Below are 14,293 nucleotides of genomic sequence, written 5' to 3'. Positions count from 1 at the left end.
TTAAAGCTTGAGGCCATCAACGCTCACGACGCCGAAAGGATTGAATTTATATTCGTCCTCCTCATACCGTGTGTCGTCGGCGAGGGAGGCGCGACGGCCCTTCAGAGTGGCTTCAACGCCTTCACGCGCCATTTGCTCGGCGATATCGTCTATCAACGCGGCTATCTTCAGCTGTTCGGCGTTGGTAGACGGTTCATCCCCGTCTTTTTTGGTGAAGCGCACCTGCACATCGGGCAAGCCGATCAGGTGAAACCCGACGCTCGTCATGCCTTCGGCATCGTCTCCTATGGGGCGGCGTGCGAAAGCCAGACGACAGGTTCTGGCAAGCGCCATCCCGTCATCGGCCGCCGCCTCGCCACGCGACTGCTCGTAAAGCTGCTTCCAGCGCCTTGCGCCATGGGCGACGCCCGCACTTTCACCCTTCACGGCGACAGCGCCGTGATCGAGCATGTGCTGTACGAATCTGAGGGCGTTTGCGGATGTCTTCACGGCTGTTTCGGCATCCATGGATGGGCTGAGCACATAAAGAACCGAGCCGTGCGTGGCGACGGCTGCCTCATCCTCCGGCTGGTAGGCATCGGGGTCGACGCGATCCCAGCAGACATTGAACGAACGTTCCATCCGGTCGTCCGCCTCATCCTGTGAATAATCCTCGTCGAGACTGAAATCGGGCGCAAAATCATCGATGGCGGCGCGGGCGCTCTTCCGCAGCGCCGCCAGCCCATTTTTCGTGCCAAGAAAGCAGAGGATATGCCGGGGTTTGTATTCGGAACGGGATTCGGCAAAAGCCGCAGGCTTGCCCGATGCTGCGCCGAGAGACGGCCTTGCCAGCACAAGGCCGCCCAGAAATGCGAGAACGCCACGACGCCCGGAATTCATTCAATACCCCCAAGGTTTCCATCGACAGGACGAGGGGGTTTTACACCGGCATATATCATTCCGGCCATATCGCCGCTGATGTTTTTTAGCGTTCCAGCAGTCGCGGTGCAGGGCAGAGGCACACTCACGGTCCGCAGGATCAGCCTTCGGACTGCGCTGCCGCGTCAGCCGCCATATTGGTCATCTGTCACCTGTTCCATCCAGTCCACCACCTTGCCATCCTTGACCTCCTGAAGTGCAATATGGGTCATGGCGACATCGGGTGCGGCCCCGTGCCAGTGCCTTTCGCCCGGCGCGAACCAGACGGTATCACCGGGACGGATTTCCTCCACCGGGCCGCCTTCGCGCTGCGCCCGGCCAAAGCCGGAAACCACAATCAGGGTCTGGCCGAGAGGATGGGTGTGCCAGGCGGTGCGGGCGCCGGGTTCGAAGGTGACCTGAGCGCCCTGAACCCGCTCGGTATCAAAGGGGTTGAAGAGGGGATCGATGCGGACCTGCCCCGTGAACCATGCCTCCGGGCCTTTCGCCGATGCCCGTGTTCCTGCGCGCAATATTTCCATTGGTCGTTCTCCTGATGGCTGACTCGAGGCGATTTGAAGCGGGAATCCTCCCATTGTCCACAGTGAAATGAAAATCGGCGTGATCTGTCGGCCAAGGGCGTTTTCCGAAGCTCCGTGCCGCGTTGGTTTTGGCCCATGTCGCGATTTTTCAAGCCTTTTCCGTAAGTAGGAACTGCTCATCCGCCACCGTTCCACACCCTGCGATAAAAATTATTCTCGGGATTGACTCGTTTATGAAAACGGTTACATTTGCCGATGTAAACGGTTTCATTAGTTAAAAACCGTGCTTGGAGGAGCAAATTTCATGTTTAGACATTTGATGGCTGCTGCCGCGATGGTGCTGGCGGCGGGCACGTCGGCGCATGCCCAGGAGCAGAGCTTCAAGATCGGTCTTTCCAATTCTTTCGTCGGCAGCGAATGGCGCACGCAGATGATCGAAGAGGCTCAGGCTGCCGCCAAAGCGTGGGGCGAAAAGGGCGTCAAGGTTGAGGTTGTCGTTCAGAGCGGCAATGTTGATGTGCAGGGGCAAATCGGCCATATCCGCAATTTCATGAACCAGGGCGTCGATGCTATCCTCATCAATCCGGGCAGCCCGACGGCCTTCGATCCGATCTTCGCGCAGGCCAAGGCGCGCAACATTCTCGTTATCGCCACCGACGCCGAAGTGTCCTCTAAGGATGCGATCTATGTCGGCATCGACCAGAAGGCATGGGCGGCGCAATCCGCGCAATGGCTTGCGGATGCGCTGAAGGGCAAGGGAAGCGTCGTCGCCATCAACGGCATCGCCGGCAACCCCGCCAACGAAGCCCGCGTTGCCGGTTATCGCGAAGTGTTCAAGAAATACCCTGACATCAAGGTGCTGAACGAAGCCAATGCGAGCTGGGATCAGGCGCAGGGCCAGCAGGCCATGCAGAACCTGCTCGCCACCTATCCCGATATCAGCGGCGTGTGGGTGCAGGACGGCATGGCGGACGGCGCATGGCGCGCCATCGAAGCCGCCGGCAAGACCAAGGACATTGCCGCGACCGGTGAAATCCGCAAGGACTTCATGACCCGCTGGGAAAAGGAAAAGTTCAATTCCGGCGCTTCGGTCAATCCTCCGGGTGTCATGGCCAGCGCGCTCAACGTCGCGGTCCTGAAGCTGCAGGGCAAGGAATTCAAGGACGGCGTTTTCGGCGGCACCTATGGTAACGCCATCTATATTCCGATCCCCTTCGTCAGCAATGACAACCTTGCGAACAACATCAAGGCTGCCGATGGCAAGCCGGGCTACTGGTCCGTCACGGCGACCGTGACGCCGGAGCAGGCTGGCGAGTTCTTCAAGTAAGAGCCGTTTCGGGTCGGCGGCGAACGCCGGCCCGAACCACAATTTCGAGTGCGGACCGGGCCTTCGCCATCCGCCTGTGACAAGCATTATTCGGGGACATGCGATGGCGAACGCTTTGGAAGCGGCCGGCATAACGAAGAATTTTGGCGCGGTACGCGCGCTTTCCGACGGCAGGCTGACGGTTGGTCGCGGTGAAATTCACGCGCTTCTGGGCGCCAATGGCTGCGGCAAGAGCACGCTCTGCAAGATCGTTGCGGGCGCGGTCGCGCCGACCAGCGGCGCTATCCGGTTCAATGGCGAAGACGTGCGCTTCAAAAGCCCGCGGGACGCCGAAAATGCCGGTATTGCGCTGTTTTATCAGGAACTCAGCCTCGTTCCGCAGCTTTCGGTCGCCGACAATATTTTCCTCGGCCGTGAGCCGAAACGCGGCATCTTTGTCGACGGCAAAGCCCTGAAGGCCGAAGCGGCGAGGCTGATCGCGCTGTTCGATGGCGTGGCTGGCGAAGGCCTGGAGCCCGATGCAATCGTCGGCAATCTGCCGCCAGATCAGCGCCAGCTCGTCGAAATCCTCAAGGTCTTCGCGCAGAATGCCAGCCTGATGATCATGGACGAGGCGACGGCGGCGCTCGATGGCCGCCAGTCCCAGCGTTTTTTCGAGATACTCCGGGCCAAGAAGGCCGACGGTGTCTCCACCATCATGATTTCCCATCGTCTCGACGAGGTTTTCGCCGTCTGCGACCGCATCACCGTGATGCGCAACGGCGCGACGATTTCCGAACTCGATACGGCAGCCACCACCCGTGAGGCCGTCGTCCATGACATGGTCGGCGATGTTCGGGCCGCTCCTGCCCGTCAAAACGGGCGTTCGGCTGCTGCGCCGAGCCTGAAGCTTACGGATGTGGCGGGTGAGGGCGTTCGCGGTGTCACTCTGGAAGCCTATCCGGGCGAAATCGTCGGTCTGGCCGGCCTGCAGGGTCAGGGCCAGTCGGCCTTGCTGAAGGGTCTTTTCGGTGCCAACCCATTTGCCTCAGGCCAAATCCGGTTTGAGGGTCGTGAAATCACCATCGGCAAGCCTTCGCAGGCGGTTCACAGTGGTTTCGCCTATGTCTCTGGCGACCGCGGGCGTGACGCTTCCCTGCAGGGCCGGTCGATCTTCGAAAATCTCGTCGCGGCGCTGATGGTGCGCGAAAAGATGCGGCTTGTCCGTCCCGCGACGCTGAAACCGCGCGTGCAGAAGGTCGCGGATGACATGAAAACGAAGTTCGCCGGCTTCGATATGCCGATCGGCACGCTTTCGGGCGGCAACCAGCAGAAGATCTTCATCTCCCGCTGGCTCGCCACCGCACCGAAACTGCTGCTGCTCGACGATCCGACCAAGGGCATCGATCTTGGCGCGAAGGCCGATCTCTTCGCCCTGATGCGGCAACAGGCCGATGCTGGCGCGACCATCCTTCTTTATTCCTCGGAGGATGCGGAAATCCTCGAATATGCTGACCGCATTCTTGTGTTCAACGGTGGACGCATTTCTGCGGAACTGACCGGAGCCGACATGACATCCGTAAACATGACCCGCGCCGCTTATGGAGATGCCGCATGAGCGCCTCCGGTTTTCTGCGCAGGCAGCCATGGGTCATCACCCTCGTCGTACTGGCGCTTCTCATCGCCGTGAACACGTTTCTGCAACCTTCCTTCGTTCAGCCCTCCGTGCTGCAATCGAACCTGACGACGTTTCTGCCGCTGATCCTGGTCGCCATTGGCCAAACCTATGTCATTCTTGCGGGCGATATCGATCTGTCGGTTGGTAGTATCGTGGCGCTTGCCAATGTCGTCACCGTCAGCGTCATCGCCGCACTTGGCGGCACGACGGGTGCTGTCTTCGCCGGCATGGCGGCGGGTGCGGCTGTCGGGCTGCTGTGTGGACTGGTCAATGGCCTTTTCATATCCGGCCTGCGCTTCCAGCCAATCGTCACCACCTTCGCAACCGGCATCATCTTCGCCGGGCTGGCGATCTGGGTGCTGCCACAGGCGGGCCTTCCGGTGCCGGAAGCCTATTGGCAGACCTATTCCGGCAGCTTCATCGGCTTGCCCTTCGTGCTGTGGGTGCTGATTGGGGGCATTGCCTTCACCCTCATCGTGTCGCGCATTCCGTTTCATACGCACCTGTTGGCCGTCGGCGGCAATCGCACCGGTGCCTTCCAGACGGGTCTGCGCCTCTCGGGTATCCGCATCGGCGCATACATGATCTCCGGCCTGTTCTCGGCGCTGGCAGCGCTGTGCCTGACGGGAGAGACGGCCTCGGGCGATCCGCTGCTCGGTGCAAGTCTGGCGTTGTCTTCCATCTCGGCCGTGGTTCTGGGCGGCACCGCACTTTCGGGCGGTTTCGGCAGCTCGACAGGGTCGATTGCCGGCGCGCTGGTGCTCGGCATGATCGGCAATGTGATTTTCTTTGCGGGCCTGCCCTTCGAGTACCAGACACTGGTGCAGGGTTTGATTGTGCTGACGGCGCTGGCCGGCGGTGTTCTGGTGACGAGGCGTTGATATGACCAATCCCGGCTTGCAAATCAAAACCCTCCTCACCGATCCCCTGACTATCGCCATTGGCGCATCGGTCTTCCTGCTGCTGGTCGGCGAATTGTTGTCGCCCGGCTTCGCACAGGGCTCGCAGATTGTGCGGCTGCTGACGATTGCCGCCATTCTCGGCATTGTCGCGGCGGGCCAGAACCTCGTCATCCTCGGCGGCCGTGAAGGCATCGACCTTTCCGTCGGCGCGATGATTTCGCTCGGCGCCGTCCTTGCCGGCAATATGATGAACGGCCAGAATGCGGGCATTCCGCTTGCCATTCTCGTTGCAGGCGGCATCCCCTTCCTGATCGGCCTCATCAACGGCCTCGGCATCACCTTCGTGCGCATTCCGCCGTTGGTTATGACGCTTGGCATGACGGCGGTTATTCAGGGTGGGCTGGTCGTTTATTCGCAGGGCGTTCCCTCTGGTGCGGCAGCACCCCTGCTGGCAGGCTTCATCAACCGGCCGCTCATTTTCGGCATTCCCGGCGTGTTGTTCGTCTGGCTGGGCATCGCCGCGATCATGCTCTTCGTGCTGCGCCGCACTGCCTTCGGTTTCGCCATTTATGCCATCGGCGCGAACGAGCGGGCGGCGACGCTCACCGGATTGCCGGTTTCCCTGATCCGCACGCTGCTTTATGGGCTTTCCGGCCTGTTTGCCGGGCTGACCGGGGTGTGCGTCATCGGTTACACCGGCACGTCCTTCATCTCCGTCGGCGACCAATATGTGCTTCCGTCGATCATCGCTGTTGTCATCGGCGGCACTTCGCTTGCCGGCGGTGCGGGCGGATATGTCGGAACCATGGCCGGGGCAGTTGCGCTCACCATTCTGCAAAGCGTACTGATAACGCTCAACCTCGATGTATGGGCACGGCAGATCATATTCGGTGTCACGTTGCTAGCGCTGATGCTGCTTTATGGCCGCCAAAAGCAGTTGCGTGTGTGACAGATGAGCAAAGACCAAGGTTCGAATATCAGGGAAGTGGCAGCTCTCGCGGGCGTTTCCATCGCGACCGTATCGCGGGCGCTGCAGCAACCCGACAAGGTTCGCCCGGAAACCCGAAAGAAGGTTTTCGACGCCGTTCGGCAGGCAAACTTCGTTCCCAATGCGCAGGCGGCGAGCTTCCGCCGCCAATCCAACAACACCGTCATCCTTCTCGTTCGCGATATCGGCAACCCGTTTTATCTCGAAATCTACAAGGGCGTTGAGGAAGCGGCGGGCGAAGCGGGCTACAAGGTGCTGATGGGCGACGCCCGCAACGATGAGAACCGCGTGGCGACCCATATCGACATGGTGCGGCAGAAACATGCCGACGGCCTGATCCTGATGACCGGCCAGTTTCCCGCCGAGCTTCTCGAACAGGGTGATGCGCTGCCGCCGATTGTGATCGCGTCGGAAACGGTGCCCGGCCTCGCGCTGCCGACCGTCAAGGTCGATAACCGCGCCGCCTCCAAAAACGCCATGCGCCACCTCATCGAGGCGGGACATCAAAGGATCGTGCATCTGGCCGGTCCGGTCCCGGAAAGTCTGGCGCAGGAGCGTTTCGATGGTTATCGCGCGGCACTTACGGAAGCCGGCATCGCCTATGCCGACGAACTGGTGGTGACGGGCGATTACAGCATCGAGGCCGGCCGTCAGGCGATTGGCAGCCTTCTCGAAGGCGGCATTGCCTTCACCGCGATTTTCGCATCGAGCGACCAGATGGCGATTGGCGCGATCAGCGAGTTGCGTGCGCGCGGCGTTTCGGTTCCGGCCGATGTCTCCGTCATCGGCTTCGACGACATCATTTTTGCCAATGCCTTCGAACCGCCGCTGACGACGGTGCGTCAGCCTCGCCAGGAGATGGGCCGCAAGGCCATGGCGCTGATGGTGGACCGGCTAAACGGCAAACGCACGGCCGAAACCATCGTGCTGGAGACGGAACTGGTGGTGCGCGGCTCGGTCGCGCCCTACCGCCCGCCGCATCGGTAGCGGCAAGACTGTAAATGCAAGGAGTGTAAGGACATGAAGACGATCAAAGGCCCGGCGATTTTCCTCGCGCAATTTGCCGGAGACGAGGCCCCTTTCGACACGCTCGACAATCTCGGCCAATGGGCGGCTTCGCTGGGTTACAAGGGCATTCAGGTGCCGACCGATCCCAAACTCTTCGATCTGGAAAAGGCCGCTGCATCCAAGACCTATTGCGACGATATCAAGGGCCGTCTGGCGGAAATGGGTATCGAGATCACCGAGCTTTCGACCCATATTCAGGGCCAGCTCGTCGCCGTTCATCCCGTTTATGATGAAATGTTCGACGGTTTTGCGCCCGCTGAACTGCGCGGCAAACCGCAGGCGCGGCAGGAATGGGCGGTCAACCAGCTAAAATACGCGGCGAAAGCCTCGCAGCATCTCGGCCTCAAAAGCCACGCCAGTTTCTCCGGCGCACTCGCCTGGCCCTTCGTTTACCCCTGGCCGCAGCGTCCGGCTGGTCTTGTCGAAATGGCCTTTGCCGAACTGGGCAAGCGCTGGACACCCATTCTCGATGTCTTCGAGGAGAATGGCATCGATCTCTGCTACGAACTGCATCCCGGTGAGGATTTGCACGACGGCATTACCTTCGAGCGCTTTCTTGCAGCCACCGGCAATCACCCGCGCGCCAACATCCTCTACGATCCCTCCCACTTCGTCCTTCAGGCGATGGATTATCTGGATTTTATCGACATCTACCATGAGCGTATCCAAGCCTTCCACGTCAAGGATGCCGAGTTTAATCCGACCGGCCGTTCCGGCGTTTATGGCGGCTATCAAGGCTGGGTCGACCGGCCGGGACGTTTCCGTTCGCTGGGCGATGGGCATGTCGATTTCGGCGCGGTGTTTTCCAAGCTCACCCAATATGATTTCGACGGCTGGGCGGTGCTGGAATGGGAATGCGCGCTGAAGCATCCGGAAGACGGCGCGCGCGAAGGTGCCGGCTTCATTGAAAACCATATCATCCGCGTGACCGAACGGGCTTTCGACGATTTCGCCAAGAGTGGCATCGATGATGCCGCCAATCGCCGCCTTCTCGGACTTTGAAAGGGATAGCCATGTCCTCCGCTACAAAGAAATTCGATAGCCGCCGTATCCGTCTCGGCATGGTCGGTGGTGGTCAGGGCGCCTTTATCGGTGCTGTGCACCGCATCGCGGCCCGGCTGGATGACCGTTACGAGCTGGTGGCCGGTGCGCTTTCCTCCGACCCGGCACGTGCTGCCGCTTCGGCGACCCTGCTCGGCATTGCGCCGGAGCGGTCCTATGCTTCATTCGAGGACATGGCGGCGGCCGAGGCTGGTCGGGAGGACGGCATCGAGGCGGTCGCTATCGTCACGCCGAACCATCTGCATTTTGCCCCCTCCAAGGCCTTTCTCGACGCCGGCATCCACGTCATCTGCGACAAGCCGGTTACTGCGACGCTGGAGGAAGCGAAGGCACTGGCCGAGATCGTCAGGGCATCCGACAGCCTGTTCGTCCTGACGCATAATTACACCGGCTACGCGATGTTGCGGCAGATGCGCGAGATGATCGCAAACGGCGATATCGGCAAGCTGCGCCACGTTCAGGCCGAATATGCGCAGGACTGGCTGACCGAAGCCGTTGAAAAGACAGGCGCAAAGGGTGCGGAATGGCGCACGGACCCCAGCCGTTCCGGCGCAGGCGGTGCAATCGGCGATATCGGCACTCATGCCTTCAACGCCGCCGCCTTTGTGACGGGTGAAATCCCGACAAGCCTTTATGCCGATCTGACGTCGTTCGTTCCGGGCCGACAGCTGGATGATAGCGCCAATATTCTGCTTCGTTATGCAAGCGGCGCAAAAGGCATGCTCTGGGCGAGCCAGATCGCGGTTGGCAACGAAAACGCCCTGTCGCTCAGGGTCTATGGCGACAAGGGCGGGCTTGAATGGCACCACCGGGTGCCGGATGAGCTGTGGTTCACGCCTTATGGCGAGCCGAAGCGGCTGATCACCCGCAATGGCGCGGGTGCAGGCGATGCCGCCAACCGCGTCAGCCGTGTGCCATCGGGGCACCCGGAAGGATATCTCGAGGGTTTTGCGACGATCTACCGCGAAGCCGCAGATGCAATCATCGCAAAGAGGGAGGGAAAAACGGCCGCCGGGGATGTGATTTATCCCGGCATAGAGGACGGCCTTGCGGGTCTCGCATTCATCGATGCGGCCGTCCGGTCCAGTCGGACCTCGTCCTGGGTCGGGATCGACATCTAGCTCGCCCAATATCGGGCACGGACGACGCAGGGCACAGGAGGCGGTGCCCGACATGACCCGGCCAGACGGCCGGGAAAGGCGAGGGCACGCGTGTCGTCACATTGATCAAACGGAAAGGGAGTTACGCGTTTGAAAACGTTCAAGTCAAAATTCGCTGGCATGGCATTCGTCGTTGGACTGGCGGCCGGTTTCGCAAATCCGGTTTTTGCCGATGACAGCAAGGTGCTGCCGATTGCGGCGCAGATGTACACGCTGCGCAATTCCGGAACGCTGGAAGAACAGCTTGCCATTCTCAACCGCGCCGGCGTCTCCGCCGTGGAAACGGTGGATATGCAGAAGGTCAGCGCCGGCGAACTGAACACATTGCTGGAAAAGCACAAGATCAAGGTCATTTCCTCGCATGTGCCGATCGACAAGCTGCGCGGCAATCTCGATGCGGTCATCACCGAGCAGAAGGCTGTCGGCAACCCGGTCGTAACCGTGCCTTTCCTGAAGCCGGAAGACCGCCCGAAGGACGCTGCCGGCTGGACCGCCTTCGGCAAGGAGCTTGGCGGTTACGCGGACAAGCTTTCCGCAGCAGGCCTCTCCATGGCCTATCACAACCACGACTTCGAGATGGTCAAATTCGATGGCAAGACGGCGCTTGAGCTGCTGCTCGATGCCGCCGGCCCGAAACTGCAGGCCGAAGTCGATGTCGCCTGGGTGGCGCGCAGCGGCAATGATCCGGCCGAATTCCTCGGCACGTTGAAGGGCAAGGTTTTCGCCATCCACGCCAAGGACAATGCACCGGCCGGCACGGCGGAAAACGAGCGCGGCTTCGCCACACTCGGCACCGGCGTTCTCGACTGGAAAACGATCCTGCCGGCGGCCAAACATGCCGGCGCAAAATGGTTCATCCTTGAGCACGACCTTCCGCTCGATGCCGAAGCGGTGGTGACCAAGGGCAACGCGTTCCTCAATGAACACCTGCCGACCGTTCAGTAAACACTGCAAGTAAAACCAGAACCGCTCCCCGGCGGCCGGTTTCGGCGGGGAGCATGAGGTTCGACAGACGCATGACCATTTTCCGCCGCGCCGCGACGGGAAGCGCTTTGTCCTGTCGTTTTTTCCAAGCTCACATCGGAGGAGTTATCATGGCAAACAATCATTATGATGCGATTGTTGTCGGCTCGGGCATCAGTGGAGGCTGGGCCGCAAAGGAACTTACGCAAAAGGGCCTGAAGGTCCTGATGCTGGAGCGCGGCCGTAATATCGAGCACATAACCGACTATCAGAATGCCGAGAAGGAAGCTTGGGATTACCCCCATCGCAACCGCGCAACGCAGGAGATGAAGGCGAAATACCCCGTTCTCAGCCGCGATTACCTGCTGGAAGAAGCAACGCTCGGCATGTGGGCCGATGAGCAGGAAACGCCTTATGTCGAAGAAAAGCGCTTCGACTGGTTCCGCGGTTATCATGTCGGCGGTCGCTCGTTGCTCTGGGGCCGCCAGACCTATCGCTGGTCGCAGACCGATTTCGAGGCCAATGCGAAAGAAGGCATCGCCGTTGATTGGCCAATCCGCTATGAAGACGTTTCTCCCTGGTATGACTATGTCGAGCGCTTCGCAGGCATTTCCGGCAGCCGCGAGGGGCTGGAAATTCTCCCTGATGGCGAATTCCTGCCGCCCATTCCGCTCAATTTCGTCGAGCAGGATGTGGCCAGCCGGCTGAAGAAGGCGTTCAAGGGCACGCGCCACCTCATCAATTCGCGCTGCGCCAACATCACCCAGGAACTTCCCGATCAGGAGCGCACGCGCTGTCAGTTCCGCAACAAGTGTCGGTTGGGCTGTCCCTTCGGCGGCTATTTCAGCACGCAGGCCTCGACCCTGCCTGCGGCGGTCGCCACCGGCAATCTGACGCTCAGGCCTTTCTCCATCGTCAAGGAAATCCTCTACGACAAGGACAAGAAAAAGGCGCGCGGCGTCGAGATCATCGATGCCGAAACCAACCTGACCTACGAATACACCGCCGACATCATCTTCCTCAATGCCTCGACGCTGAACTCGACATGGGTGCTGATGAACTCGGCCACCGATGTCTGGGAAGGCGGTCTCGGCAGCAGCTCCGGCGAGCTCGGCCATAACGTGATGGACCACCATTTCCGCATGGGCGCGACAGGTCAGGTGGAAGGTTTCGAGGACTTCTATTTCAAGGGCCGCCGTCCGGCGGGCTTCTACATTCCACGTTTCCGCAATACCGGTGACGACAAGCGTAAATATCTGCGCGGTTTCGGGTATCAGGGCTCCGCCAGCCGTTCGCGCTGGGAGCGGGAGATCGCCGAACTCAATATCGGCGCCGACTACAAGGAGGCACTGACCGATCCGGGCGGCTGGACCATCGGCATGACCGCCTTCGGCGAAATGCTTCCCTATCACGACAACCGCGTGAAGCTCGATCATGACAAGAAGGACAAGTGGGGCCTTCCGGTCCTCTCCATGAATGTCGAGATGAAGCAGAACGAACTCGACATGCGCGAAGACATGGTCAATGACGCCGTCGAAATGTTCGAGGCGGTCGGCATCAAGAACGTCAAACCATCGCGGGGCAGCTATGCGCCGGGCATGGGCATTCACGAAATGGGAACGGCCCGCATGGGGCGCGACCCGAAAACCTCCGTCCTCAACGGCAACAACCAGGTCTGGGATGCGCCCAATGTCTTTGTGACGGACGGCGCCTGCATGACCTCGGCCTCCTGCGTCAACCCGTCTCTGACCTATATGGCGCTGACGGCGCGTGCCGCCGATTTTGCCGTTTCCGAACGCAAGAAGGGGAACCTGTGATGAACAGACGCGAACTGCTGAAACTGATAGCCATTGCCACCGGCCTTCCGCTGATCGGCGCGGATGTCCTCACGGCTGCTGAAAACGCCACCAAGCCCGCCGGCGCTACCCACGTCTTCACCGCCGAAGAAATCCGCTTTCTGGACGAGGTGGCGGAAACCATTATTCCCCGCACCTCCACGCCGGGCGCAAAGGATGCTGAAGTGGGAGCATTCATGGCCGTCTATGCGGCCGATTGTTATACCGACGAACAGCGGACACTTTTCCTTTCGGCGATTTCCGACATCGAGAAGCGCAGTCAGGCCGAACACAAGAAGGGCTTTCTGGAGCTGACGCCGGAACAGCGGCAGGCGCTGCTTGCCGCGCTGGACAAGCAGGCCAAGGCGGAACAGACGCCGGCAAAGCCGCACGCCTTCACGCTGGTCAAGCAACTGACGCTGCTCGGCTTCTTCACCTCGAAGATCGGGGCCACGGAAGTTCTCGTCTACGACGAAATTCCCGGCGGTTTCGAAGATCGCGTTCCCTACAAGAAGGGCACGCCCGCCTGGGGCACGACCTGAAGAGAGAACCGTTGGCCCGTCCGCATTTGCAGACGGGCCACACTCAAGCGGCAAGACAAGGATGACACGATGCGCAAGACAGTAATCATCGCGGCGGCTATGCTGACCGCAAGCACCGTTCCCGCTCTTTCGGAGGGCGATGTTGCCAAGGGGGAGGCGGTCTTCAAGCGCTGTTCCGCCTGCCACGCCATAGGCGAGGGTGCGAAAAACAGGGTCGGCCCGCAGCTTAACGGTATCATCGGCCGTGCAGCGGGCGGCGTGCCTGACTATACTTATTCGGCTGCGATGAAAAAAGCGGGCGAGGACGGTCTCGTCTGGACACCGGAAGAATTGCGGGATTTCCTGAGCGCGCCCAAAAAGAAAATACCCGGCAACAAGATGGCGCTGGCCGGCATCAGCAAGCCGGAAGATCTGGACAATCTCATCGCCTATATCGAAAGCGCCGCTTCGAAGCCGGCTGAGTGAGAGCAGCGCGGCTGCTCGGTGGAGGTAAAACTCCTGGCGAAGGTCAGGCGCCTGCGCGCTACACCTGGCTCACTTCGCCCTCCGCCAGCTGCGCGAGGCCCGGCAGATTGCAGACCAGAAGCTTCTGCCGTCCGCCCTGCACCAGCCCCTTACTCTCCCAACTGCTGAGGATGCGGGAAACGGTGTGCAGTGTCGTGCCGGTCATTTCGGCTATATCCTGTCGCGAGATTGGAAAGTCGATGCGGATACCGTCCAGCTCCTTGCGCCCCGCCTGCTGGGAGAGGCGCAGCACCGCGTGGGCCACCCGGCGCTCCACTTCCTGCGTCGACATTTCGCGGATACGTGTATGGGCTTCCTCGAGACGCTGGCCGATGGTCTGCATGGCGGAAACGGCAAGATGCGGGTTCTGTTCGACGAATTGCGGCCAGAGGTCCGTCTGCCAGGAGAGTATGACGCTTTCGGCAGCCGTCGTGGCGGTGCCGGGATAATCCAACCTTTGCAGCGCCCGGGCAAAACCGAAGAGATCGCCGGGATGCACCACCCGCACGATGATCTGCTGGCCATCATGGGTCACCTGCGTCACCTTCAGGCGGCCGTGAATGAGCAGGAAGAAATGCGTGGCCGGCTGCCCCTGCTCGAAAATGGCTTCGCCCGGCGGCACCAGCCGGGATGTGGCGTGGGTCAGCAGCCCGTCCAGCTCATCGTCGGCCATCTTGGCAAACAAGGCCAGCGACCGGATGACGCTTCGGTCAATCTTCACTTGCACCCTCTCCGGTGATTGGCCGCCGCCCTGGTTCCCGCAATGGGCACCCGGGTGTCGGCCTCTTCTGTATCCTCACAATACAGCACTATCACGGGCTGAAGAAGATCAAATGATATGAATCA

General features: G+C 60.6%; 14 protein-coding genes. 11 read left to right on the top strand and 3 right to left on the bottom strand.

Translation table 11 applies throughout. The features are described from left to right. Positions 1-879, bottom strand: coding sequence for a hypothetical protein (locus PH605_RS21445; RefSeq protein WP_080857826.1), 879 nt, complete (start codon positions 877-879; stop codon positions 1-3). A 164-nt stretch (positions 880-1,043) separates the two neighbouring features. After that, positions 1,044-1,439, bottom strand: a complete 396-nt coding sequence (locus tag PH605_RS21440) for a (R)-mandelonitrile lyase (protein ID WP_080857827.1) — start codon at positions 1,437-1,439, stop codon at positions 1,044-1,046. A 304-nt stretch (positions 1,440-1,743) separates the two neighbouring features. On the opposite strand from PH605_RS21440, the gene PH605_RS21435 reads away from it, so the two are divergent. The 11 genes from PH605_RS21435 to PH605_RS21385 all read left to right on the top strand — a co-directional run bounded on the left by PH605_RS21435 (position 1,744) and on the right by PH605_RS21385 (position 13,408). Continuing rightward, positions 1,744-2,766 carry a substrate-binding domain-containing protein gene (locus PH605_RS21435; RefSeq protein WP_080857828.1) on the top strand — a complete coding sequence of 341 codons (1,023 nt, stop codon included), beginning with the start codon at positions 1,744-1,746 and terminating at the stop codon, positions 2,764-2,766. A gap of 103 nt (positions 2,767-2,869) precedes the next feature. Continuing rightward, complete coding sequence (locus PH605_RS21430) at positions 2,870-4,363, top strand: sugar ABC transporter ATP-binding protein (RefSeq protein ID WP_142845967.1); 1,494 nt, start codon at positions 2,870-2,872, stop codon at positions 4,361-4,363. Beyond that, a complete protein-coding gene (locus PH605_RS21425; RefSeq protein ID WP_046800969.1) occupies positions 4,360-5,304 on the top strand; it encodes an ABC transporter permease in 945 nt (314 codons plus the stop codon). The genes PH605_RS21430 and PH605_RS21425 overlap by 4 nt, the downstream gene beginning before the upstream one ends. A gap of 1 nt (position 5,305) precedes the next feature. Then, positions 5,306-6,274: an ABC transporter permease gene (locus PH605_RS21420; protein WP_142845968.1), complete on the top strand. Its 969-nt coding sequence runs from the start codon at positions 5,306-5,308 to the stop codon at positions 6,272-6,274. A 3-nt stretch (positions 6,275-6,277) separates the two neighbouring features. After that, positions 6,278-7,300: a LacI family DNA-binding transcriptional regulator gene (locus PH605_RS21415; protein ID WP_142845969.1), complete on the top strand. Its 1,023-nt coding sequence runs from the start codon at positions 6,278-6,280 to the stop codon at positions 7,298-7,300. 33 nt (positions 7,301-7,333) lie between these two features. After that, positions 7,334-8,383, top strand: a complete 1,050-nt coding sequence (locus tag PH605_RS21410) for a sugar phosphate isomerase/epimerase family protein (protein ID WP_142845970.1) — start codon at positions 7,334-7,336, stop codon at positions 8,381-8,383. Positions 8,384-8,394: 11 nt separating this feature from the next. Continuing rightward, positions 8,395-9,564: a Gfo/Idh/MocA family protein gene (locus tag PH605_RS21405; protein WP_142845971.1), complete on the top strand. Its 1,170-nt coding sequence runs from the start codon at positions 8,395-8,397 to the stop codon at positions 9,562-9,564. A 129-nt stretch (positions 9,565-9,693) separates the two neighbouring features. Continuing rightward, positions 9,694-10,548, top strand: coding sequence for a sugar phosphate isomerase/epimerase family protein (locus PH605_RS21400; RefSeq protein WP_161987975.1), 855 nt, complete (start codon positions 9,694-9,696; stop codon positions 10,546-10,548). 149 nt (positions 10,549-10,697) lie between these two features. Then, positions 10,698-12,383 (top strand): GMC oxidoreductase, encoded by a 1,686-nt coding sequence (locus tag PH605_RS21395; RefSeq protein ID WP_142845973.1) that lies wholly within the window; start codon positions 10,698-10,700, stop codon positions 12,381-12,383. Beyond that, a complete protein-coding gene (locus tag PH605_RS21390) occupies positions 12,383-12,943 on the top strand; it encodes a gluconate 2-dehydrogenase subunit 3 family protein (RefSeq protein WP_142845974.1) in 561 nt (186 codons plus the stop codon). Before PH605_RS21395 ends, PH605_RS21390 begins: the two co-directional genes overlap by 1 nt. Positions 12,944-13,012: 69 nt before the next feature. Beyond that, on the top strand, positions 13,013-13,408 hold the full coding sequence (locus PH605_RS21385; protein WP_080857834.1) for a c-type cytochrome: 396 nt from the start codon (positions 13,013-13,015) through the stop codon (positions 13,406-13,408). A gap of 58 nt (positions 13,409-13,466) precedes the next feature. Here PH605_RS21385 and PH605_RS21380 read toward each other — a convergent pair whose 3' ends face one another. Beyond that, entirely contained in the window at positions 13,467-14,168 is a 702-nt protein-coding gene (locus tag PH605_RS21380; protein WP_065655244.1) for a Crp/Fnr family transcriptional regulator, read from the bottom strand. Between the last annotated feature and the right edge of the window lie 125 nt (positions 14,169-14,293).

The organism is Agrobacterium sp. CFBP 3001, assembly GCF_027871605.1.
Lineage (GTDB): Bacteria > Pseudomonadota > Alphaproteobacteria > Rhizobiales > Rhizobiaceae > Agrobacterium > Agrobacterium leguminum.
The sequence above is the reverse complement of the archived record's forward strand: the minus strand, read 5'-3'. Positions and strand labels throughout refer to the sequence as shown.

What these genes read in the sequence shown, in the direction of transcription:
- PH605_RS21385 (WP_080857834.1), top strand. Translation starts at nt 13,013, where the DNA reads ATGCGCAAGACAGTAATCATCGCGGCGGCTATGCTGACCGCAAGCACC.
- PH605_RS21440 (WP_080857827.1), bottom strand. Translation starts at nt 1,439, where the DNA reads ATGGAAATATTGCGCGCAGGAACACGGGCATCGGCGAAAGGCCCGGAG.
- PH605_RS21445 (WP_080857826.1), bottom strand. Translation starts at nt 879, where the DNA reads ATGAATTCCGGGCGTCGTGGCGTTCTCGCATTTCTGGGCGGCCTTGTG.
- PH605_RS21430 (WP_142845967.1), top strand. Translation starts at nt 2,870, where the DNA reads ATGGCGAACGCTTTGGAAGCGGCCGGCATAACGAAGAATTTTGGCGCG.
- PH605_RS21405 (WP_142845971.1), top strand. Translation starts at nt 8,395, where the DNA reads ATGTCCTCCGCTACAAAGAAATTCGATAGCCGCCGTATCCGTCTCGGC.
- PH605_RS21390 (WP_142845974.1), top strand. Translation starts at nt 12,383, where the DNA reads ATGAACAGACGCGAACTGCTGAAACTGATAGCCATTGCCACCGGCCTT.
- PH605_RS21425 (WP_046800969.1), top strand. Translation starts at nt 4,360, where the DNA reads ATGAGCGCCTCCGGTTTTCTGCGCAGGCAGCCATGGGTCATCACCCTC.
- PH605_RS21420 (WP_142845968.1), top strand. Translation starts at nt 5,306, where the DNA reads ATGACCAATCCCGGCTTGCAAATCAAAACCCTCCTCACCGATCCCCTG.
- PH605_RS21435 (WP_080857828.1), top strand. Translation starts at nt 1,744, where the DNA reads ATGTTTAGACATTTGATGGCTGCTGCCGCGATGGTGCTGGCGGCGGGC.
- PH605_RS21395 (WP_142845973.1), top strand. Translation starts at nt 10,698, where the DNA reads ATGGCAAACAATCATTATGATGCGATTGTTGTCGGCTCGGGCATCAGT.
- PH605_RS21415 (WP_142845969.1), top strand. Translation starts at nt 6,278, where the DNA reads ATGAGCAAAGACCAAGGTTCGAATATCAGGGAAGTGGCAGCTCTCGCG.
- PH605_RS21410 (WP_142845970.1), top strand. Translation starts at nt 7,334, where the DNA reads ATGAAGACGATCAAAGGCCCGGCGATTTTCCTCGCGCAATTTGCCGGA.